The organism is Pedobacter cryoconitis, from assembly GCF_014200595.1.
GTDB lineage: Bacteria > Bacteroidota > Bacteroidia > Sphingobacteriales > Sphingobacteriaceae > Pedobacter > Pedobacter cryoconitis_C.
This window is the reverse complement of record NZ_JACHCG010000004.1, coordinates 468,283-492,784: the sequence shown is the minus strand read 5'-3', so window position 1 is coordinate 492,784 and position 24,502 is coordinate 468,283. Positions and strand designations below refer to the sequence as shown.

General features: G+C 40.5%; 14 protein-coding genes. 5 read left to right on the top strand and 9 right to left on the bottom strand.

What is annotated here, in order from left to right:
* Window positions 1-3,393, bottom strand: coding sequence for an isoleucine--tRNA ligase (gene ileS / locus HDE70_RS21875; RefSeq protein WP_183891829.1), 3,393 nt, complete (start codon window positions 3,391-3,393; stop codon window positions 1-3).
* 227 nt (window positions 3,394-3,620) lie between these two features.
* Between ileS and HDE70_RS21870 the strand changes: the two genes are divergently transcribed.
* Window positions 3,621-3,863, top strand: a complete 243-nt coding sequence (locus tag HDE70_RS21870) for an isoleucyl-tRNA synthetase (RefSeq protein WP_260161802.1) — start codon at window positions 3,621-3,623, stop codon at window positions 3,861-3,863.
* 78 nt (window positions 3,864-3,941) lie between these two features.
* On the opposite strand, the gene HDE70_RS21865 is transcribed toward HDE70_RS21870, so the two are convergent.
* The 5 genes from HDE70_RS21865 to HDE70_RS21845 form a co-directional block, all read right to left on the bottom strand.
* Window positions 3,942-5,786, bottom strand: coding sequence for an alkaline phosphatase (locus HDE70_RS21865; RefSeq protein WP_260161801.1), 1,845 nt, complete (start codon window positions 5,784-5,786; stop codon window positions 3,942-3,944).
* Window positions 5,787-5,800: 14 nt separating this feature from the next.
* Window positions 5,801-7,324: a RagB/SusD family nutrient uptake outer membrane protein gene (locus HDE70_RS21860; RefSeq protein ID WP_183891828.1), complete on the bottom strand. Its 1,524-nt coding sequence runs from the start codon at window positions 7,322-7,324 to the stop codon at window positions 5,801-5,803.
* Between the two features lie 19 nt (window positions 7,325-7,343).
* A complete protein-coding gene (locus tag HDE70_RS21855; protein ID WP_260161798.1) occupies window positions 7,344-10,733 on the bottom strand; it encodes a SusC/RagA family TonB-linked outer membrane protein in 3,390 nt (1,129 codons plus the stop codon).
* Between the two features lie 88 nt (window positions 10,734-10,821).
* Window positions 10,822-11,781, bottom strand: a complete 960-nt coding sequence (locus HDE70_RS21850) for a FecR family protein (protein ID WP_183866052.1) — start codon at window positions 11,779-11,781, stop codon at window positions 10,822-10,824.
* A gap of 68 nt (window positions 11,782-11,849) precedes the next feature.
* A complete protein-coding gene (locus HDE70_RS21845) occupies window positions 11,850-12,392 on the bottom strand; it encodes an RNA polymerase sigma-70 factor (RefSeq protein ID WP_183891827.1) in 543 nt (180 codons plus the stop codon).
* Between the two features lie 110 nt (window positions 12,393-12,502).
* Here HDE70_RS21845 and HDE70_RS21840 point away from each other — a divergent pair, with 110 nt between their 5' ends.
* Together HDE70_RS21840 and HDE70_RS21835 are read left to right on the top strand one after the other, a co-directional pair.
* Window positions 12,503-12,640 (top strand): hypothetical protein, encoded by a 138-nt coding sequence (locus tag HDE70_RS21840; RefSeq protein ID WP_183866050.1) that lies wholly within the window; start codon window positions 12,503-12,505, stop codon window positions 12,638-12,640.
* A gap of 38 nt (window positions 12,641-12,678) precedes the next feature.
* Entirely contained in the window at window positions 12,679-14,031 is a 1,353-nt protein-coding gene (locus HDE70_RS21835; RefSeq protein WP_183891826.1) for an aminopeptidase P family protein, read from the top strand.
* Here HDE70_RS21835 and HDE70_RS21830 read toward each other — a convergent pair.
* Entirely contained in the window at window positions 14,021-15,991 is a 1,971-nt protein-coding gene (locus HDE70_RS21830) for a glycoside hydrolase family 97 protein (protein ID WP_183891825.1), read from the bottom strand. The two genes, HDE70_RS21835 and HDE70_RS21830, sit on opposite strands and share 11 nt — an antisense overlap.
* Window positions 15,992-16,312: 321 nt before the next feature.
* On the opposite strand from HDE70_RS21830, the gene HDE70_RS21825 reads away from it, so the two are divergent.
* Both HDE70_RS21825 and tkt read left to right on the top strand, forming a co-directional pair.
* Window positions 16,313-17,260, top strand: coding sequence for an endo-beta-N-acetylglucosaminidase H (locus tag HDE70_RS21825; RefSeq protein ID WP_183866047.1), 948 nt, complete (start codon window positions 16,313-16,315; stop codon window positions 17,258-17,260).
* 146 nt (window positions 17,261-17,406) lie between these two features.
* A complete protein-coding gene (gene tkt / locus HDE70_RS21820) occupies window positions 17,407-19,416 on the top strand; it encodes a transketolase (RefSeq protein WP_183866046.1) in 2,010 nt (669 codons plus the stop codon).
* A gap of 133 nt (window positions 19,417-19,549) precedes the next feature.
* On the opposite strand, the gene HDE70_RS21815 is transcribed toward tkt, so the two are convergent.
* The gene (locus HDE70_RS21815; RefSeq protein WP_183891824.1) at window positions 19,550-21,151 is read right to left on the bottom strand and encodes a SusD/RagB family nutrient-binding outer membrane lipoprotein; all 1,602 of its coding nucleotides are present in this window, start codon (window positions 21,149-21,151) and stop codon (window positions 19,550-19,552) included.
* Window positions 21,148-24,477, bottom strand: a complete 3,330-nt coding sequence (locus tag HDE70_RS21810) for a SusC/RagA family TonB-linked outer membrane protein (protein WP_183891823.1) — start codon at window positions 24,475-24,477, stop codon at window positions 21,148-21,150. The genes HDE70_RS21815 and HDE70_RS21810 overlap by 4 nt, the downstream gene beginning before the upstream one ends.
* Window positions 24,478-24,502: the final 25 nt, after the last annotated feature.

Sequence of the window (24,502 nt, the reverse complement as noted above, 5' to 3'; positions counted from 1 at the left end):
TTATTGTTTTGCAATCGAAATCAGTAATTCAACTTCATCAATTACGATTGTGTTTCCTTTATCTAAATTAGTTATCAAATTAATATCATCCGCTAATGTTTCAGCGCAAATGTATGCTTTATTCTGTGCTACCGCTGCGGCGATCAAATTATCGTTTTGTAAACTCACCGTAATGCGATCAGTCACCTCGAAATTAAGCTCTTTTCTTAAATTCTGGATTCTGTTGATCAATTCACGCGATAAACCTTCCTCCTTCAATACCTCGGTGACCGTAACATCCAAAGCAACCGTAAGGTTTCCGATATTTGTTACCTGCCATCCAGGGATATCTTCAGCAATGATTTCCACATCTTCCAGCAAAATTACATAACTGGTCTCCGGTACAAGATAAGAACCTTCAGCTTCAAATTTGCTTAAATCTTCAGCACTCATGTTACTAATTGTTTCCGCTACCGATTTCATGTCTTTGCCAACCTTTGGCCCAAGTGCTTTGAAATTAGGCTTGATCTTTTTCTTGATGAAACCAGCAGTGTCAGTGATGTATTCAATATCCTTGATATTAGTCTCAGATAAGATGATTTCTTTCACCAGTTCTACCTTCTCCTGGAAAGTTTTGTCCAGTACAGGCAATAGGATTTTAGCCAGCGGCTGACGCACATTAATACTTGATTTTTTCCTTAACGAAAGCGCCATGGAAGAAATATTCTGTGCCAGCTCCATACGCTCATTCAATTCTGTGTCAATCAGTGAAGTATCACCTTCTTTCCACAAGCTCAAATGCACCGACTGTTCAGCAGTCTTTTTATTAACTGATAAGTTCTGGTATAACCAATCCGCGAAGAAAGGTGCAACCGGAGACATTAACTGAGATACACTCATCAAACAAGTATACAAAGTCTCGTACGCAGCCTTTTTATCCGCAGTCATTTCACCCTTCCAGAAGCGGCGGCGCGATAAACGGATATACCAGTTACTTAAATGCTCATCTACAAAAGTCTGAATAGCTCTCGCTGCTTTAGTAGGCTCATAAGTATTATAACTCTCATCCACCTCGTTGATCAGGTTCTGTAACAGCGATAAAATCCATCTGTCTAATTCAGAACGATCTTTTACAGGGGTCTCGTTATTTTCATCAATCTCAAACTGATCAATATTCGCATATAAAGCGAAAAAAGCATAAGTATTGTATAGCGTTCCAAAGAACTTGCGTCTTACCTCATCCAAACCTTCAGTACTGAACTTCAGGTTATCCCATGGAGAAGCATTACTGATCATATACCACCTGGTTGCATCAGCACTGTAAGTATCAATTGTATGGAAGGGATCAACTCCATTGCCTAAGCGTTTAGACATTTTGTTGCCGTTTTTATCCAGTACCAATCCGTTGGAAACCACGTTTTTATAAGCAATGCCTTTATTGCCGATACGCTCATTTACCGCTTTGATTTCCTCACTTGTTTCGCTCAGCATCACAGCAATCGCATGTAAAGTAAAAAACCATCCACGAGTCTGATCCACACCCTCAGCGATAAAATCTGCCGGATAAGCATTCTCAAACTCTTCCTGATTTTCAAAAGGATAATGCCATTGCGCATAAGGCATTGCGCCACTATCAAACCATACATCGATCAGATCCAGTTCACGGGTCATTTTTTCTCCTTTTGAAGAAGTCAGGATCACATCATCCACAAAAGGACGGTGCATATCTTTCAATTCAAAAGCAGCCTCCATAAAACCAGCTTCCACAGATTTTTTGATCTCTGCATTCAGTTCAGCAATAGAGCCTATACATTTTTCTTCCGTACCATCCTGAGTTCTCCAGATTGGTAAAGGAGTTCCCCAATAACGGGAGCGTGATAAATTCCAGTCTACCAGGTTTTCCAGCCAGTTACCAAAACGGCCTGTTCCGGTAGCTTCCGGTTTCCAGTTGATTGTTTTGTTCAGCGCCACCATCTTATCTTTTACAGCAGTAGTTTTGATAAACCAGCTGTCCAGCGGATAGTATAAAATAGGTTTATCAGTTCTCCAGCAATGCGGATAACTGTGTTCGTATTTTTTAACATCAAACGCTTTATTCTCTTCTTTCAGCTTAATAGCGATCAGCACGTCCGTAGGCTTGAAATCAGGTGCTTTACGTTCTTCATCACTATAATATTCTTCTTTCACATAGTAGCCAGCAAAATCAGTAACCTCATCTACGAATTTACCTTGTTTGTTGACTAGCGGAAGTTCATTGCCCTGTTCATCTTTCACCATGACATATGGCATGTCGTTTTCTTTTACAACACGAAAATCGTCCGCTCCGAATACCGCTGCAAGATGCACGATACCTGTACCATCTTCTGTAGTTACATAGTCAGCAGGGATCACGCGGAAAGCTTTGGCTTCTAATTCAGCGTTGGTTACATAAGGCATTAACTGGTGATAAACCAGTCCAACCAGATCTTTACCTGTAAACTCAGCTGTGATTGTCCACGGGATCAGTTTATCGCCGCCTTTATAGTCTTCAAAAGAAATATCTTTTGCGTCAGCTTTAAAGTGTTTCCCGACTAAATCCTTAGCTAATATTACACTTACCGGTAAGAAAGTATATTGATTTAAAGTTTTAACTTTTACATAATTGATCTTTGCGCCAACTGCCAGTGCACCGTTAGACGGTAAAGTCCATGGCGTAGTTGTCCAGGCGATAAAAGAAGTATCTTCTGTATCATTTTCAAATATGGAAGATATCGCTGCGTGCTGCTGTTCTCTTTTGATAGCGAACTGCGCAGTGATCGAGGTATCTTTCAGCATTTTGTATGTACCAGGCTGGTTCAGCTCATGAGAACTTAAACCTGTTCCCGCAGCTGGAGAGTAAGGCTGTACAGTATATCCTTTGTATAAAAGCCCTTTTTCATGAAAGGTTTTAAGTATCCACCAAAGAGATTCAATGTATTCGTTTTCGTAAGTGATATAAGGTTTTTCCAGATCCACCCAATACCCCATTTTTTCCGTAAGGTCATTCCAGATATCGGTATAACGCATTACTTCTTCACGGCAGGCTGCATTGTATTCTTCCACTGTAATTTTAATTCCGATATCTACTTTTGTGATACCCAGTTTCTTCTCTACAGCAAGCTCAATAGGCAAACCATGCGTATCCCAGCCACCTTTACGTTTTACCTGGAAGCCTTTAAGAGTTTTATAACGACAGAAAATATCTTTAATAGCACGAGCCATGACGTGGTGAATACCAGGCATGCCGTTAGCTGAAGGCGGGCCTTCATAAAAAGTAAATGGGTTAGCTTTTGAGCGGGTAGAAATACTTTTTTCAAATATATTTTCTTCCTTCCAAAACCGTAATATCTCTTCGCCTATCTTAGGTAGTTCTAATTGTTTAAATTCCCTATACATCAATCCAGTATCTTAAAAAAATGAGGATGCAAAGTTAAGTATTAAGAATTAAAAAAAGGTAGCTATTCAGGAAATACATTGATCTTCAAAAACTTAAATTGGTTTGGTTTTTGATGCTTGTATTTTAAAACGATTTTAATTCAGAGGATAAAAATATATCAGACGGATTTTCAGCGTAGAAATCATATCAATTAACAACAACAATCTCAGCGGTCATGATTAAAGTAATGAAACTTCAGAAGGCGGTAATCGCCTTGATCCTAGCTATAATTGCCCTTGTCGCTTACCTGTTTCTCGGTGCGAATGAGGTAGAATGGAGTAAATATGTATTGGAAGTTTCGGGATTATTCCTGATGCTGAGTGCACTTCTTTTTCTTTATCCAATACTTTTTGCAAGAAAAGATAAAGAGGGGTGTGTAGAATTAGATCCGGAAGCACCGGTGGAAGCGGCAGAACCAGTGAAAGATTAGGAATTTAAATTTTACTACTATATAAAAAAGCGGCTGTATCTTTTACGATACAGCCGCTTTTTATGTTAAATTGAATCCTTACTTACCTGTAAACAATTTCATGATCTTTTTAAAAATCTCATTGTTCGGATAAGTACCCGTGAAATCTCCTGAATGCGGGCCATAAGCATAAACAGGCACCATGATATTCGTATGGTCATTCGTACTAAACTCTCCCTGAATCCTGCCTTCCGCTGCCGAAGCATCCAGTAAAGTCAAACCTCCCGTTTCATGATCCGCGGTAATTAAAACCAGGGTTTCTCCATCCTGATCAGCAAAACGTAAAGCCTCAGCTACGGTTTTATCAAAATCATGCAGTTCAGTCACCACATATTTTAAATCATTGACATGACCTCCATAATCAATCTGAGCACCCTCAGTCATTATAAAGAAGCCTTTTTTATTAGCTGATAATAATTTGATAGTTTGTTTTAAAGACTGCGCCAGCATATCTCCTCTGCCATCCTTTACCGGACGCGTTGCAGAATCGGGTAATAAAACCAATTGCTTACCACTGCTTTTCTGTTTGAAGTCTGCTACCGATTTACTCAAAGTATAACCTTTAGCTTCCAGTTTTTTCATTAAACCAGTATCGGGATTTTGCAGAAAGCTCTTTTGATTAGAACCTACTAAAATATCTACATGACTATCCAGAAAATCCTTTGCTATGGCTTCACTATACGAACGGTCTAACTGATGTGCATAAAACACAGCAGGAGTAGCATCCGTAATATCACCAACACTGATAATTCCGCTTTTTATACCATAACCAGCTAAAGTATCTGCCAGATTCGTACGTTTCTTATCATCAGGTCCCATGCCTATATAGCGGTTATTTGTTTTCTCGCCCATAGCAATAGCCGATCCGCCAGCCGCAGAATCTGTATTTCCAGAATTAGAAGCCGCAGTCTGAGAGAAACCACTATTGCGGATCATCGTGATATTCAGGTTACCATGATTCGCAATCCATCCCGCATGGATTTGAGCCAGGCCCATTCCATCGCCAATCAGCAAAATCACGTTTTTTACCTTTTTGGCCGGGCCATCAGATTGATAAGTTGGCTGATAAACAGGATAAGCAACCGGATTAGTATAAGTCAGTTTATCTTTCCGTAAATAGAAATCACGCAGCTTCTCAGGCGCATCCGTATTAATCCAGTCTACTCCGAATTTCTCCAGCTCCAGCCAGGTATTCGGACTATCCTGTGTTGCCCAGAAGCGGAAAGGTTTCTTTTGCTGATGTGCCGCATTAATTACCTTTAAAAGCTTATCCTGATCAATTTTTGTCGGTGTTCCTTTGCCATTCCAGACCGTGTAATTCTTTAGATCATCGCTGATCATTGCTACACGCTCCAACTGCTCTTGTGTATAAACCGTAGCCGGGCGGCCGTCAAAAGAAATTAAAGCAGGATAATTCTTAAAGTTTTCAGGGGCTGGCATATCTCCGCTGACCACAATACTTACCGCGTCCGGATTAACTGGCTTGTTTACCATGTCCTGAAAAGGTTTAAGCTCTTTCAGCAGCTGCGGTAAAACATGCTGGTAATCTTCTTTAATATCAATCACCAATTGCAATTTTAACTGATGATTCGCATAAGGATGATTTCCGTTTTCCTGATACAACCGGTATAAAGGCTCCAGGTATTGTTTCAAAAGTGTTGCCCCTGGTTTGATTTCCTTTAACTCATGAGCGACAAACAGCTGGCCATCCTTCAGAAAAACATCAGCTTCAATAGAGCCCATCCCTGCGTAATAAGCACGCAGTAATGGGATGTTTTGTTTGTAATCATTGTGGCTGTGACCTGAATTAGCTGATAACGGTGTCTGTGCAACGGCCGCCAATGAAAATAAGGTAAATACAGTAGCGCAAAATAGGTTTTTCATGTGTTTAAATTTATTTACCAGCCAGCGTTTTGTTTAATTACGCCGCCACTGTTATCAATTTCTTTTTGTGGAACAGCCCATACATCATGTACCTGAGGATTGAATTTTCTTGCAGGCCATACTGTTGCCCCGCTGAATCCATGAGCTGGTTGTGCATAAGCAGCCTCAGCATCACCCCAGCGCACCATATCGCGATGTCTGTCTGCCCATTCTCCGGCCAGTTCATTACGGCGTTCTCTTTTCAGATCTGCCAGTGTCATTCCGCTTGCAGCTGCAAGTTTTGCCCTTACCCTGATTCTGTTCAATTCTGTATCACCGGCACCAGCACCCCGCTGCATAATTGCCGCTTCTGCTTTGATCAATAATACTTCTGCAAAACGCAATAACGGAAGGTTTAAATCTGTTGTCGGATGGTCACCGTTTGGACTGATATGTTTGCCTACCGGATCTGCAAAACTGAATGGGTCCATGTATTTTCTGAACTGGAAGCCAGATAAACTATTCACAGAAGCATAAACATTGTCTGCCCCAAAAAACATAAAATGATCTCCCGGTTTTAAGATCGTTGCCTCACGGCGGATATCACCTGGCTGGTAAGAATCATATAATTCTTTGGTTGGAACGTAATAGCCCCAGCCATTGTATTTTCCCCAGCCTTTATTTTCAAGCATCACGCCAGGCAGAATACTTCCCCAGCCAGCAGCACCAGAAGGAGTAGAAACAGCTGACCAGATATATTCAGGTCCCCAGTTATTTGATGCTTTAAATACATCTGCAAAATTTGGCATTAAGTCACGTTTACCGAAATTGATGACAGAGTCGGCATATTTTTCTGCATTAGGATAATCCTTTTTAAATAAGAAGGCTTTGGACAATACTGCCCATGCAGCCACTTTATGCGGACGGCCATAATCTGCGGCACCCAGCTGATCAAAGTAGGGAAGATAATTTGCTGCCTGTTGTAATTCACTAATCAGGTAATCATAGTTCAAATTTACATTAGCTGCTCTTGGTGTTGGGTTCGGATCATCCATATTTGCCCTGGTTACAATAGGTACCCCGGCTTTAGCATTACCATAATTGGAAGCTAACTGGAAATACATATAACCACTTGTAAAATACGCTTCGCCGATCAATCTCTTTTTCAAAGCAGCATCCATCTCAATTGAAGGCACATAACGAATCACATCATTTGCTCTTTTAATTGTTGCATATCTCATTTTCCATTGTCCTTCGGTATAATCCCCACCAATATAAGCAGAGTTGAAGTCTCTTACGTTATCACCCTGTGCTTTTACACGTCCGGTAATCATGTCATCACTGGCGTTGATAAACCAGAAGAAACCACGGCCATAAAAGTTTTCATCGTCATAAAGGTCATACATCGCATTGGCACCTTTCACCGCATCCGTACTGGTTTTCCAGAAATTTCCTTTCGAAGGAGCACCTTCAGGGGTAATATCTAATTGTTTTTTACAAGAGCTGATCGTAACCATGGTTAAGCCAGCTATTAATATGTGGAGTAAATTCTTTTTCATTTTTGTTGATTAATACGTGTTAAAAATTCAGACTTGCACCAAACAGGAATGTTCTTGCTTGTGGGTAACGGCCTACATCTACACCATACTGATCCATTCCTACTTCGGGATCAAAACCAGAATATTTAGTAATCGTAAACAGGTTATTAGAAGTCACGTAAAGACGCAGATTACTTATTTTAGCTGCTTTTAAAAGGGTTTTTGGGAAAGTATACCCTATAGTTGCACTCTTTAATCTTAAATAAGAACCGCTTTCCAGATAAAAATCTGATGTGGTAGAGAAGTTCCCATTCGCATCACTTGCCGATATACGGGGAAGGCTGCTTCCTGTATTGGTTGGGCTCCAGGCATCTAATACACCTTTCAGTAAGTTGTAGTTCTGACCACTTCCTGCATTCAGTCCTGTATATTTTAAGGCATTAAATAACTTGTTGCCTTTTACACCTTGTGCAAATAAGTTCAGGTCAAATCCTTTGTAGCTTGCATTGAAGCTGAAACCATAAGAGAAATCGGGATAAGCACTGCCTCTGAATACCCGGTCATTGTTGTCAATTTTACCATCGTTATTGCTATCTACGAAACGGAAATCCCCAGCTTTAGCGTTGGGCTGAATCATATTTCCACTCGCATTTTTATAGTTTTTAGCTTCTGCGTCCGACTGGAAAATCCCTGCTGTCTGTACCACATAGTAAGAATATAAAGGCTGTCCAACTTGTAAAAGAACAGGAGTCAGTGTACCGCGTACATTAAAATCTACCGCCTGACTTGTTAAACCTGCTGGTAAAGAAACCAGTTTGTTATTCATTTTAGTGAAGGTAGCATTGATGCTGTACTGGAATGCTGCTTCCGGCTTGTTATTGTAGTTCAGTCCAACCTCAATTCCTTTATCTCTGGATAAACCACCATTTTTCCATTGTCCGTCTACACCTGTAGTTCCGGATAAGGGCTGATAAATCAACATGTCTTTCGTATCCTTAATGAAATAATCAGCAACCAGGTTTAACCTATTTTTAAAGATACCGAAGTCAAGACCGATATTGGTTTGTTTAGATTTTGCCCAGGTTAAGTCAGGATTAGACAATACATTTTCATAATAACCTAAAAGCTGCGCTGGGTTCTGACCCATGTAGATGGTAGTTTTAGAAAGGGTAGGGTTCACCGCCTGGCTGGTTACACTGGCCAGGTTACCCAAAAGACCATAACTACCTCTGATTTTTAAATTACTGATCCAATCCACTTTATTCAGGAAGTCTTCTCTGTTAATTACCCATCCTGCGGATGCAGAGTAGTAATTAGCAAAACGATTTTGTGGTGCAACCAAAGAAGTTCCATCTCTTCTTCCGATCAAAGAAAGCAGGTATTTGCTTTTGTAATCATAATTTGCACGGGCAAAGAATGAGGTTAATGTTTCGCTGGATACATTACTTTCAGGTAAGAAAGGTTTAGTCGCATTCACCATGTAACGGTACTTTGGAGATTCGTCATCAAAGCCCTGTGCAAAAACAGACAGGTATTCAGAATGCGTGTTTTGGTAAGAGAAACCACCAATCACGTTCAGGTGATGAGAACCGAAATACTTATCGTAAGTTAATACCTGTTCTGCTAACAGATCATTGCTGGTGTTGGAAGTTTGTGTCAGCTGATTAAAGTCAAAAATCTTACCAATCTCAGGAACTTTGGTCTGGAAGGTTTTAGAGTCATTAATCCTTTTAGTGAAAGATAAATTAGAACGGAACTTAAGCCCTTTTGCTAAATCAAGTTCTGCATAAGGATTCGCTACGATGGTATTAACCGGGTTGTTGACGTCTAGTCGTTTTAAATAGGCTACAGGGTTGATAATATCTCCGTAAGCACCCGCATAAGCTAAAGGTAAACCTGAAAATCCGCCTGTTGCAGTGTATGGCGCAACGTTTGAAGGATAAAATATAGCTGAAATTATTGTTCCTGTATAGGCGCTTTTTGTATTTGCTCCGTTAATGTTAGGTGCATTTGAGTTCGACCCGTTTCCATTGGTATAATCGTAGAATAAATTCTCTCCAACTTTCATCCACGAATTGATCCGGTGTTCAGAGTTAATCCTGAAGTTATAACGGTTTCCATAAGTGTTCAATAGCGTACCTTCTGCTTTACGGTAATTGAAACTCAGGTAAAAGCTCGACTTGTCGTTTCCACCAGTGATACCCATGTTGTAGTCCTGGATCAATCCTGTTCTGAAAATTTCATCTACCCAGTCTGCACGGGTAATTTGTCCATCAGGATATTTTACTGCATCAAAAGCATCTTTTCTTGGAATACCTGCATTATCGGCAGCCAGGTTTGAAACATCGGCAAACTCTTTTGCGTTTAATGATTTCAACTTTTTCCAGGCAGTTTGTGTACCTACTTTAGCATCAAAAGTGATATTCAATTTCTGGTTAGCTCCTTTTTTAGTCGTGATCAGGATAACTCCTCCCGAAGCTCTTGCACCATAAATTGCTGCTGCTCCATCTTTTAGTACGGAAATAGATTCGATATCGTTTGGGTTCAGGACTGGTGTACCATAGAATAATGAACCGTCAATTACATATAAAGGGTTTTCTCCATTGATACCACCCTGTCCACGGATATTTACTTTGGCGGTGGCAGTAGGGTCCCCACTTTCACTCACTACAACCACACCCGGAGCCTTTCCTTGTAAAATACTTCCGATATCGTTTACTGATCTTGAATTTAGTTTATCCAGTGATACTTCTGCTACTGCACCAGAAACAGTGATTTTCTTTTGTGTACCATAGCCGACTACTACAACTTCATTTAACTGTGAATTGTCTTCTGTTAAAATAATGTTGATCATGCCTTTTCCTTCGATTTTCACTTGTTGTGTTTTATAACCAATCATCGAAAAAATCAGCGTAGTTTCTTCAGGTGCGGGAATACTGAATTTTCCATCAGCATTTGTGGTGGTTCCTAAAGTTGTGCCTGATACTTTGACCGACACGCCCGGCATAGCCAGGCCAGTGGAGTCTTTTACTGTTCCGGAAACTGTCCGGTCTGCTTTTTTTACAGGTGCTGGTATTTTTTTAAGGATTACATAGTCTCCTTTTTCCAGGCATTCAAAACCTAGTTTATGTAAGACTATCTCTACTTTCTCCTGCTTGAAAGTTTCGTTTACTGCTTGTTTGTTGATCGACAACTGATTTTGATTGTAAACAAAATGAAGGCCTGTTTTTGCTTCTATTTCTTTTAGAATAGCTTGCTGTGATTTGTCTTTGGTAATCGTAAGCGATACCAGGGCACGATCTAATTTCTGAGCCATAGTGACGGAAGCGAAGATTGTTCCGCAGAATGTGCAAATGACCGTGAAAATTAATAAAGAATACTTCATGGCTTTATAAAGGGCTGTTAACCTCTTATAGGAGGGTGTTTTCATACTGTTAATTGATTAGCGCGTTAATTGAATGATTAATTTGAGGGGGACTGTATTGAACATTGCCGTTAAATAGGTTTGTATCAGTGTTTCATTGTTTATGGATTTTAAATGATTGATGATCTGGATTGCTGTCATATTTAAGATTGTACAGGCTGCAAATGATGTTCAGGATCTCTTCTGGTTTTTGCTTGCTATGGAATGTTGCCGTACAGCCGAGATTTCCTAAGGAAGCTGGGTTCAGTTCAATTTTTATGGAGTAGATATATTCTAGTTTTTGCAGCGCCTGACGCAGGTTTATGCCTTCAAATACGATCCTGGTATCTGGAACTGGTGTCTGGCTGATGATCGCTGTTTCTTTGTTTTTATCGTAAGTGATTTGCTGACCTTTGATCAGTGTGCCAAATACCTGGCTTTTATTCCCCACAGCTACTTTACCAGTGCTTACGGAAACATTCAGGGCATTGGAGGCTTTAAATGCGCGGATTGTAAAGGATGTACCGAGTACTTTTGTATAAAGTTTTCCGGGTAACTGAACGTTAAAAGGACGTTTCTCATCGTGAGTGATTTTGAAAAATGCTTCTCCTTCTTCTAAAGTAATCTCTCTGAAAGAGGCGGCAAATTTTGCAGGGTAGGATAGTCTGCTGGATGGGCTCAGCGCAACCTCTGAACCGTCTGCTAAGGTGATCGTCTTTTTCTCGTTTACTTTTGTACTGGCAATGCGCAGAGTTGGATTTGTTTTTTGTTGTGAATGGGGTACGGTTTTCCACCAGGCCAATCCAATGCTGCAAACCAGTAGGAGTGATGCGGCAATTTGAAGGAAAGTGTTGCTGCGGATGAAGGCTGTTTTTGCTTCAGGCTTTTGCTGCATGTGCTGTTGCAGGGTAATGCGCATACGGCGTTCTATAACAGCTTTCTGGTTTTGACTTAGTGTTTTGTTTTTTTCCTCATAGGAATTGTACCAGTTTTCAACCTGTTCAATTTCTTTGGGGGTAGCTTTAGCATCTAAATATTTTTTCAGCAGATCTTCTGCAAGCTTTTTGTCTTCCATCTACCAACTAGTCAGTTTAAGTGGTCAGTGGTACCGGGAGATGGTGTTAAGGTTAGGTTACGTTTTTGTTAAAAGAAGAACAGGGTCAGATAGGCGAGTCTTTTTCTGATAATTTTTAGTGCTGCGGTGAGTTGGTTTTTAACGGTCTGTATGGAGAGGTTAAGTTCTGCGGAGATCTCATTATTTGATTTTTCCTGTTTTCTGCTCATGGAAAAGATCTGGCGCATACGTTCTGGTAGTTCGGCGATTGCCTGGTCAAGTTCTTTGTGAATTTCTTTGACTGCCAGTTCGTTAGCGGGGTGAAGGGGAGAGGTATTGCCGATCAGGGCGTAAAGATCTTCGGTGTATTTTTCTTTGGTCAGGTTCGCCTTGAAGTAGTTGATGACACGGTATTTTACGGAGGTTAAAAGGTAAGAGGAAAGGGTTTCTCTGATTTCCAGGGTTTCACGTTTTTCCCACAAGGAGATGAAGATATCCTGGGTGATGTCTTGTGCAATGTCTTCTGTACCAATACGTTTGTAGGCGGCATCGAATACTTGCTCCCAGTGTTTTTTGTAAATGGTTTCCATTGCGGTTTGATCGCCTTGTTTTAAGGAAGTCATCAGATCCATTGATTGGGTTTTTTCGCAAAGATATTCCAGGGGTGTTGTCTTAATGTTACGTTAAAAACAAGCATAATATATTTTTTGCCGGCGTTCCCGAACAAGATCAAAAATACACTATGCTTGTTTTTAAGGTGCGTGAAGGGTGTGTGGTTGCGGGTGGTGGAGATAGAGATTGTTACTTGTTAAAGGAAAAGAGGATTTTTATTGTCAGATGGAAAAGAGTTTTTGACGAACCCTATAACAGACAACTTTAACTTTTATTTGATAAATTTGATCTTATAAACAATCAGATATGTTCGCTAAAGAAGTTTACGAGGAAAGAAGAAATAAGCTTAAATCAGAGATAGGGGAAGGAATTATCCTTTTGCCTGGGAATGGTGAAAGTGGGATGAATTTCAGAGATAATACTTATCATTTTCGTCAGGATAGCTGTTTCCTCTATTTTACCGGGATCAGCAGACCGGATTTGTGTTTGATCATTGATATTGATAACGACCAGGAGATTTTATTCGGGGATGAACTTACGGTGGATGATATCGTATGGACGGGTGCACTGGAAACTATAGAAGCTCAGGCGGAAAAGGCGGGCATTGCTTTTACGAGAAAGAAAACTGAAGTTATTAACGCGCTGGCTGGTAACAGGAAAGTTCATTTTCTTCCGGTTTACAGAGCGGAAACTTCTTTGAAATTGATGGATTGGGGATTAACCGGAGAGGCTTCGGTACCGTTAATTAAAGCCATTGTAGCGCAACGCTCCATTAAAAGTGAACAGGAGATACAGGAAATAGAAAAAGCAATTACGATCAGTACTTTGATGCAGTTGAAGGCACAGGAGATTGCACGTCCCGGGGTTACTGAAAATGCAGTTGCTGCACAGTTACAGGCGGTCGCTATTGCCAATGGCGGGCAGCTTTCTTTTCCAAGCATCCTTACGGTAAATGGTGAAATTCTGCATAACCATGCAAGTAATACTGTTTTGAAAGATGGACAAATGGTTTTGTGTGATTGCGGGGCAGAGAATGAGCTGTTTTATGCAGGAGATTTAACACGCACTTTTCCGGTAGGTAAATCTTTCAGCTCTTTGCAGCAGGATGTTTACAATATTGTTTTAAATGCACAGTTGAAAGCTATTGAAGCGCTTCAGCCTGGTGTGCTTTATAAAGATGTGCATTTATTGGCAAGTGCACATTTAGTACGCGGACTTATTGATTTAGGTTTGATGAAGGGTGATCCTGAACAAGCTGTTGCTGAAGGGGCACACACTTTGTTTTTTCAATGTGGCCTGGGCCATATGATGGGACTTGATGTACATGATATGGAGAACCTGGGAGAAGAGTATATAGGCTACACAGCTGAATTGAAAAAGAGTAAAGAATTCGGGTTGAAGTCGCTGCGTTTAGGTAAAGCCCTTGAACCTGGTTTTGTCGTGACCGTTGAACCAGGATTATATTTTATACCGGTATTAATAGATTCGTGGGCTGCTGAAAATAAGCATGCTCAATTTATTAATTATGAAAAAGTGAAGCAGTTCAGGGATTTTGGCGGAATAAGGATTGAGGATGATTTCCTGATTACAACAATGGGAAGCCGTCTTTTAGGCCCCCCGCTGATCAAAACTGTGGAAGATTTGCACGCTAACCGATAGGAGTCAGGATGGCGGTATATCCGCCGCCCGCTGCCATATCGATATGTAGAATTTCTCCACGAGTTACCTCTTTACTGATGAGCTGATAGTCGGCAGCATGTTTGCCAACGTTAATTCCATCCTGGAGGATTTCAATTTTATACTTTTTACCATCCAGGAAAGTCAGGGGGATATCAAATCCCCTTGCGTCCCAGTTGGTCATCCCTCCGATATACCAATTGTTCCCATTTTTACGGGCTACAACTGCATACTCCGCTATTTTACCTTTAAGCGCAATGGTCTTATCCCAAACTGTAGGGAAACGGGCAATATAATGGGTGTAAACCGGCTCTCTTAAATAATTGGAGGGATTGTCACAAAGCATTTGCAGCGGACTGTCATACAAAACATACATCGAGGTTTGATGCGCTCTGGTTCCTCTGCTCATCGGGGAAGTCATACTGACATGAAATTCATCTTTATTGGAGTTCAGCATCGCCCCTGGCGTATAATCCATTGGCCCTGCCACCATTCTTGTAAAAGGCAGTGTTGTATTATGAACTGGTGTAATGGTTTCTTCCCATTTGTTATTTTCCATGCCTTTGACCCCCTCATAATTAATCACGTTAGGATATTCCCTGTTAAGTCCCACTGGTTTATAAGCGCCGTGCAGGTCTAAAAGTAAATTTCGCTTCGCTGTTTCTTGAGCTGCCCTTTCGTAAAAATTAACCATGTACTGGTCGGCTCTCGCCATAAAATCTACTTTTACTCCTTTAACTCCCCATTTTACATACTGATCCAGAATGGTCTCCATTTGCTGATCAAGTGGTTTCCATAATGCCCATAAAATCACTCCTACTTTTTTAGCAGCAGCATATTTAACCAGACCTTCAATATCAAGTTGCGGGTTTGGAGCAAGCAGATCGGTCGTTGCTTTTGACCAGCCTTCATCTAGAATAATATATTCCAGACCATAGGCTGAAGCAAAGTCTACGTAATATTTATAGGTTTCGGTATTAATGCCCGCTTTGAAGTTTACACCATAAATATTGTTGTCATTCCACCAGTCCCAGGATACTTTGCCCGGTTTGATCCAATCTGTATGAGCCAGTACATTCGGCCTGGCAAGTTTGAAGACCATTTCATTTTCCAGTAACTCCTTGTCTGAAGAAGTGATGATGATTGTCCTCCAGGGGAAAGTTCTGTTTCCGGTTGTTTTTGCATGATAGTCTGCTTTTTTGACAATGATTTCTGCGCGATCAGAGTTTGGCTTTGGGGTGGCTTCCAGAATAACCTTAGGGAAACGGCCAGTTAAGGTTTGAGTACCTGTTCCATATAAAAACAGGTTGGGATAGTCATGTAGATCAGCTTCTGTAATTACCATTTTAGTCCCTGCCGGGGTAGCGACATACAAGGGCAGATAACCATATTGTTCAGCGGGGACTTCCTGAAGTTTTGCAGGTTTAAAATCACCTTCATAATGGGATTGTAATTCTGGATTATTCTCTTTAGGAAGATAGATCTGGCAGTTTTCCTGGAAGTTGAAAGCTACTTCTTCATAGTTGACCTCGATCGGCTGCGGCCCGAGTTCAGTTACAAAACGATAGGCAACACCGTCGTTATAAGCTCTGAATTCAATGGCATAGTTCCCTTTCATCTGGAGTTTTAGTTCATTATAAACTTCTGGAATCAGCTTGTTGCGCACAGGTATGATAGAGACAATCGTTTGATTCACAGATTTACTGACGGCTTTAGAGACAACGGGTGTAATGCCTGGATTCCTGCCATCTTTTAAAACCATACTCATGGCGCTGGGTTTAAGCAGTAGTTCCTGATCTTTGGCAACTGACCACGAAATGTTTTTACCAACGGAAATATGAATAGTGATTTTTTTATCCGGCGAGCTTAAAATGTAGTCTTTTGAGAATGCAGCTGTCTGAAAGAGCAGCAAAAAACATAATAATTGAATTATTCTTGACATAGTAAAGGTTGTTGTTGAGTTGCGTAAATAGTTAGGTTTTTCAGCGATATTACTAAAACATATTAGCTTATTGTGCTGATAATTAGATAAATATAATTATTTATTCGAATGGACGAAATGTTTTAAAATGCAGGGGTGAAGCTCCTGTTTGCTGCTGATATTAAGCTGGATATAAAAGAATATCTGTCTATTGATTTGTTCAAAGCAATCTCCTAACTTAGATTTGCTTAAACGTTTTATCTATTAAGACATTCAGGCAGATTTTATCAAAAAATAACCAAATATTTAAACAACAATTAATCATCTACCAAATTAATTAGTATGAACAAAAAATTCAATGCAATCTTAAAGAAGACTGCAATTACTTCGGTAAGTCTTGTCCTTTTAATGGCTACAGCATGTAAAAAGGACCAACAAGTAAATCCAGATCAGAATCTTTCTTCCAATCAAACGAATGCCATTGGTCAGGCCGGGCCTCTTGGGGTTTGTTATGTGGAAGTGAACAGCAATGATATGCTGGAGGTTGGTAAGTATAAGCTGGCGAATGGCAAACAGTTATTTGATATCGGAATAATTTTCGCTGCCAATATTAATTATAACACCACGACACAAAAAGCGGAGTTATTTTTTAACCCGCAAGTTACGAGTGTATTGAATAACAGGGCTACTAAAATTAAGCCACTGCAAGATAAAGGCATCAAGGTAATGCTTTCTGTTTTAGGTAATCACCAGGGAGCTGGTTTTGCTAACTTCCCTAATCAGGCGGCAGCACAGGCCTTTGCACAACAATTGAGCAATGCTGTTACAACCTATGGTTTGGATGGAATTGACTTTGATGATGAATACTCAGAATATGGTAACAACGGAACGGGACAACCAAATTCAAGTTCATTTGTATACCTGGTTACTGCACTTCGCCAGTTAATGCCAAATAAAATTATATCATTTTATAACATTGGCCCTTCAGCTTCAAACTTATCTTATAATGGGGTAACTGTAGGTTCTAAAGTAAACTATGCATGGAACCCATATTACAGTACTTATTCTGTTCCTAATATTCCAGGTTTGACTAAAAGTCAGTTAGGCCCTGCGGCGACTGATATCCAGGCAACCAGTGTAACTACTGCAACAACGAATGCAACCAGAACTGTGAACGAAGGTTATGGTGTTTATCTGTACTATAATCTGACAGGAACTAATAAAAGCACTTACTTATCAAGTATATCAAAAGCACTATACGGTGGACAGGCTACAACCTATACTCCATAGTATTCCTACTAACACACACCAAGAATGATAAAGGGGGGCGCAAAAAAGCGCTCCTTTTTTTTATCGGTATTCTGTAAAAAAAGCATTTGTTTAAAACAAATCGGGCATAGTGATCGTAGTAAAAGTATCACAATAAATACTTAAAAATGGATTCGAATCTTAACATTGAAGAATTAGCAATTAATACTGTACGTACCTTATCAATTGATGCTGTACAGAAAGCGAACTCCGGACACCCGGGGATGCCTATGGGTGCTGCACCAATGGGTCATGTATTGTATGCGCATTATATGAAGTATAATCCTAAAAACCCGGATTGGGCTAACAGGGACAGGTTTATTTTATCAGCAGGTCATGGCTGTATGTTACAATATAGTTTGTTGCACCTCACTGGTTTTAATGTAACTATTGATGATCTTAAAAATTTCCGCCAGCTGAACAGTAAAACTGCTGGTCACCCTGAATATGGTTTAATTGACGGTGTTGATGTAACTACCGGGCCATTGGGACAAGGGTTTGCAAATGGTGTAGGTTTCGCAATTGCACAAAAACATCTTGCAGCAAGGTTCAACAGACCAGGATTTGATTTATTTGACTATAAAATTTACGCAATCTGTAGTGATGGCGATATGATGGAAGGCGTAACTTCTGAGGCTGCCTCATTAGCAGGCCACCTGGAACTAGGCAATCTGATCTACTTATATGATGATAACCATATCTCTATCGAAGGAGATACTGATATTGCATTCACAGAAGATGTTACTAAACGTTTTGAAGCTTATAACTGGCATGTACAAGAAATAAGTGACGGAAATGATATTACTGCAATTATTAATGCGGTAAGGAATGCCAAAGCAGAAATTCATCGCCCATCTTTAATTAAAGTGCGTACGCAAATTGCTTATGGTAGTCCAAATAAAGCAAATACTTCGGGCTCTCATGGATCTCCGCTAGGTGCTGATGAGATTAAGCTGGTTAAAGAATTCTTTGGCTTTGATCCTGAAAAATCATTCTTTGTTCCGGCAGAAGTTGATGAGTTTTATCAGGCTGCGGGTAAAAAAGGAACAGAGGCTAATGAAAAGTGGGATGAGTTATTCGCTCAATATAAAGTGGCGCATCCTGAATTAGCGGAAGCTTACGAACAAGCATTTAAGGGTGAATTACCAAAAGACTGGAAAAAGTCTCTGCCTGTATTCGCTCCTTCAAAAGATAAAATGGCAACCCGTCAGGCTTCAGGAAAAGTCTTGAATGCAATTGCTGCCAGCTTACCTGGATTAATAGGAGGGTCGGCAGATTTGGCGCCTTCTACAGATACAAATCTTAAAGAATATACTTCTTTTACACCGGAAGACCGTACCGGACGTAATTTCCATTTTGGTATACGCGAGCATGCAATGGGTTCTGCTTTAGTAGGGATGGCCTTAACCAGAGGTGTGATTCCTTTTGGGGCAACATTTCTGATGTTCTCGGAGTATATGCGTCCGCCAATTCGTTTAGCGGCCATCATGAAAATCAGGCCTATTTTTGTATATACACATGATAGTATTGGTTTGGGAGAAGATGGAACTACGCACCAGCCAGTGGAACAGCTGATCTCGCTGCGGTCTATACCGAACATCACCTTAATTCGTCCGGCAGATGCAAATGAAACAGCTCAGGCATGGAGAGTAGCTCTTGAACATAAAGATGGACCGGTAGCATTAGTCTTTACCAGACAAGGTTTGCCAGTATTGGATCAGGAGAAATATGGTAAAGCAGAAAATCTTGAAAAAGGAGCTTATATCCTTTCTGAAGCGGAAGGTACAGCAGAGCTGATTCTGATTGCAACAGGTTCTGAAGTTGCTTTGATTCTGGATGCACAGGCAAAATTAAAAGAAGAAGGAATTGCGGCGCGCGTAGTAAGTATGCCATCCTGGGAGCTTTTTGAAAAGCAAGATGCTGCGTATCAGGAGAAAGTTTTTCCAAAGGCAATCCGTAAACGTTTAGCCGTAGAAACCGGTTCTCCACTGGGCTGGCATAAATATGTAACTGACGAAGGGGATATCATTGCGATGCATACTTTTGGAGAATCTGCTCCGGCAGAAGAGCTTTATAAAGTATTCGGTTTTACAATTGATAATGTAGTAGCGAAAGCAAAAGCGCTATTAGGCAAGTAACCATAAGAAATAAAAATCAGAAGCCCTTCAGCGTAAAGTTGAGGGGCTTTATTTTAAAAGCCATTTTGCAAAATGGACAAGAAGCAGGAACATGTTCATTTTTTCAAGAAATGTGAACATGAAAGGAAGAAGCTTACTTATCCCACCATACTCTGGACGTCAATAAATCACCTCCTGGTAATCTGCTAACCGCAGCTTTATAATTATCTGTATTATTTAATACTTCTGTCGATAGGTAAATCAATCTTCTTGGAATCGTCGCATTTGTCACATTCCCCGGATAGTTAACGGGAACAAGTACTGGATAACCCGACCTTTTCCAATTCAACCAGCTCTCAATAAAATTAAAACATGTACCTGTATTCACCCAATACTGTGTATTAATCATTTCAAAAGCATGCTCCTGACTTGATTCATCGAGCGGATGTTTTGCCACATAATCACTAATTACCCCATCCGGTATCGCCGCCAATTGATCCAGCTGTGCCATTGCCTGTAAACCACCTCTTAAACCATTCGCATAATGTTCGGCCGCAGTACCGGGGATGTTCCAGCCTCTAACCTTTGCCTCAGCCTTTAATAACTCAATATCCGCATAAGTCATGACGAAATTAGGCCCTCCGAGCTTTAAGTAAACCGCAGTCCGGGGCCTTGAATACCTTCCAAGCGGCGCAAAATCAGCGCCCGTTCCAGTTCCGCCCGGATATCCTGCATACTTGCTGATATCAAATGTCCCACCAGATAAATCATAACCATTAGGCAGACCTATTTGTACAGCTGTATCAGTATTCCCTGAAAGATTTTCATTGATATTATTTGCTAAACCATTTTGCGGAACCTCAGCAATAACTCCCAATCTTGGGTCATTGTTTTTTCTTAATGCATCGATCAGCGTTTTGCTCCAGCGGACCTCTCTGTAATCAGATACTGTTCGCAAAGCCAGTGATGTACCATTCTGACCATCCAGATTTGACTCATCTGTGATTACTATCGCATTATCATTATTATCAGAAAATGTTCCGGCTGCTGCTGCTTTCTCTACCCATGGTTTTGCCTGATCAGGTGCAATCTTTGTTAAACGCATGGCTACTCTTAACATCAGCGAATAGCCAAACTTCTTCCATTTGGTAATATCTCCCTTATAAAACAAATCTGCGGTCGGTTTCGGTTTTGCAGGATCTAATCCGTTAATTGCTTTATCCAGATCGGTCAGCATAGCCTTATAAATATCTTCCTGCCTATCATATACCGGGTATTTAATTCCTTCCCTTGCCTTTGAAGCCTCAGAATAGGGTACATCGCCATAAGTATCAGTAATCCGCTGTAAAATCAGGACAAACATGATATCGCCGATATTAATCAGGTTTGAATAAGCAGCGGGATCTTTCTGCTGGGCAAGGCGCTGCATTTCTCTGATCGTAGAGGCATCCGCATAACCTTCCTCAAATATTCTGCCCTGGTAATCTGTAAAACTACCCGCATTCACATACTTATCTCCATTGTTATAATAAAGATAAGTAGAAGCCAGCAGCTGCATCATTGTACTTTGATAAAGCAATTGATAGTATCCCTTATTAGAGGATTTGAACTGCGCAGTAGAAAGCAATTCATTTGGATCATACTGGTCACCAGGCGATTTTGTCGGGTCAGTATTGATCTTATCCAATTGTGCTTTACTACAACCGAGCTGGATGATGACTAAAAAACTAAGCAGGAGAATACAGTATTTCTTCATGGTTTTTTTCCTTGTTGAAATTTGAAATTGACATTGATACCAAAAGTCCGGATAGCGGGAAAAGAAGCTCCCTCAATACCAGCATAGTTCAGGCTGGAAGAGAACTCAGACTCAGGGTCGATATTTTTGGTATACTTGACCAGTGTAAATAAATTTCTGGCTACTAAATCAATAGAAATCGCACTGAAAGGTGTTCTTCTCAAACTATTCGAAGGAATGGTATAGCCCAGAGTAACCTGTCTGACCTTAATGAAACTACCATTCAAAACAGATAATGTGGAGATATTGGTCGCCAGCTGCGGATAATAATTATATGCAGGTACATTAGTCGTATTGACTGTACCATCAGGATGTACGCCAGGCGCTACGATACCAGTTTCTCTTCCTTCCAGCGTTGCTTTATTCAAGCCAAACACATAAGAATAATTTTCTGTCGCAGACAAGATCTTATTCCCATATTTGAAATCAATGAGCATGGAGAAGTTGAAATTCTTATAGTAAATATTGTTGCTGAAACCGCCGTAAACATCGGGCAGGGTACTTCCCATTGGTTTTAATTCTCCACGAACTGGTATACCATCCGAACCAATAATCATATTCCCCTTGGCATCGCGCTGATAATCATAAGCCATAATCTGTGTAACCGGTTTTCCAACAACCAAAGCTGTATAAGCATTTAAAGGTCTGTAAGTACCAGCTAAAGCATATTTACTTGACCCATCAATCGATAATAAACGGTTATTTATGTGGCTGACATTAAAACCTGTTCTCCACTTGAAATTCTTGTGATCAATAACTATCCCCTGTAAAAGTATTTCGATCCCGGTATTGCGGGTCGTTCCTAAATTAACATAAGCAGAAGTAAAACCTGAGGTTACCGATTGTTTAGCATTGACAATCTCGTTGCTTGTGATCCGGTGGAAATAATTGAAATCGAAGAACAAGCGGTTATTGAGCATTTTTAAGTTAATCCCGGTTTCAAACTCATTTAAGGTAAAGGGGCGGAGATTATAATTGGGCAGGTCTCTGGAGAAATTACCCAATGGAACTCCATTCACATCACTGCTGGATGAATAATAAGTCTGTGTAGTATAAGGTTGTATAGGTTCTCCGCTGGTTTTTGCAAAACTTGCTCTTAACTTCCCATAGTTCAGTCCTTTTAATTTCAACAGATCAGAGAAAACGAAACTTGCTGAAACACCAGGGACAAATATACCTCGGTTGTTGCGGGGGAGGGTAGAGTAAACATCATATCTGCCTGTTGCAGATAGATTCAGGTAGTTTTTATAATTTAAATCAGCTGTATAGTAAGCTGATTCCGTAACTATTTTAGCATAAGAATTATTGTTGATGACCGTAATGAGATTGGAAGCGGTATACAGATAAGGAATGATAAATCTTGAGCCCATTAAACCTGCGGATTCGACCTCTCTTTTTCGGAAATTGGTTCCTGCAGAAACATCGAGGTTAAGATCCTGACTCAGATTTCTGTTCGCTGCCAGCAAAAAGTCACTGTTTAATTCAGAAATACTGGATTTTTTCAGGGTATTTATTCCTCCTTCTCCATTCACAGAAAAGGCGGCGCCTGTCGGGATAACACTCAGGATATCATCATTACTTTGATCATAACCGAGTCTGGCTTGCAGGTAAATCCAGTCGCTGAATTTGTATTTGGCAGAGGCGGAAGAGATAAAGCGGTTACGGCTTGAATAATCTGACTGTCTATTGAGGATGAAATAGGGATTGGTTTTGTATTCATCGTCATTCCATGGGGTTTCAGCACCAGTTTTTAAGTTATATCCGGGTGATAATGTGGCCTGATTTATATTTGTGGCCAGTGCGGCAATTCCATAATTCGCATTCAATGGCCCGTCACTCAGATAAGATCTGTTTTTATTATACTCCCGGATATAATTTCCGTTAAAAGTGATACTTAATTGTTTAGTCAGGTCATGTGTAGTATAAAGATTGACCGTTTTCCTGTCTAAACTACCATTTTTGATAATTGATTGTTGATTAAGATTGGAAGCTGACAAGTGAACAGAACCGTTCTGGCCGCCATGGCTTATCGAAATGGTATTGGTAAAAGCCGGAGCTGTGCGATAGAACTTTTGAATATTATCTTTTACTGCGGAATAGGGATGAATATTGCCATCAAACTGAATTGTTGGCTGGCCATCCAGTTTTTCTCCCCAGCTGTACAAACCGGAGGCAACAGCAGCAGCAACGGTTTGGGGACGTTTGTTTTGTGTACCCTGTCCATATACATACTGGAAATCAGTATTGTTAATTGCTTTATCAAAAGATAGGTTGGTGTTATACTCTATGGCTATGCCTGAGTTTTTCCGGGCGCTTTTAATCGTAATCAGGATCACACCATTTGCTGCACGCGCTCCATAAAGTGCAGAAGCTGCCGAACCTTTTAAAACGGTAATCGTTTCCACGTCATCCGGGTTGATATTACTGATCCCATCTCCATAATCCGGCCCTCCATATTCATTGGCACTACCGCGTTGTGTATTGTCAATAGGCACTCCGTTCACCACAAATAATGGAGATCCGGCAGTCATACTTGCTGCCCCGCGGAGTAATATTCTGGCAGATGAGCCTGGCCCGCCATTTACACCGCTGATATTCAGACCAGCCACTTGTCCTTCCAGCGCATTGACAATATTTGATTCTCTTGCTTTTGTTAAAGAATATCCATTAATAGCAGAGATGGCATAACCGATTTTCCGCTCTTCTTTTGGGATATTCAGGGCAGTAATCATGACCTCATCCAGATCGTTCTGCAAAGGGCGCATAGAAATTTGCACTGAGGTCTGTTCTTTGAGGGGAAACTCCCGGTACTGGTAACCAACCTGGCTGAGTAAAAGCACTGAATTTGGGGGAGTAAGGATTGAAAATTCACCCTTCTGGTCTGTTTTAGTACTGAGCTGGGTGCCTTTAACTTTAACCGAAGTTCTGGCAATGGGAGCAGAATTTTCATCTATTACTCTTCCTTTGATTAAGATATTGGTCTTGATTTCGGCCAATGGTCTGATTGCAATCAGGTTATTTTCCAGTAATTTGTAGGTAAAGTCAGAGCCTTTTAAGAGTTGATTAAGCACGGCAAATATTTCTTTATTGCGAACTTTCAGTGTGATTTTCTGAGTTGGGAGCTGCGCTTCGCTATAAATAAAATGATAAGGAGTTTGATTTTGTATGGCATCAAATACCTGTTCAAAACCGGCAGATTTTAATTTTAATGTTACCTTAACTTGTGAATAGGCATTCAGGGTAACCTGTAGCGCAAAAAAAATCAGCAGTTTTACTACGGTCTTCATCTATAACATTTACGCATCTGTTAGC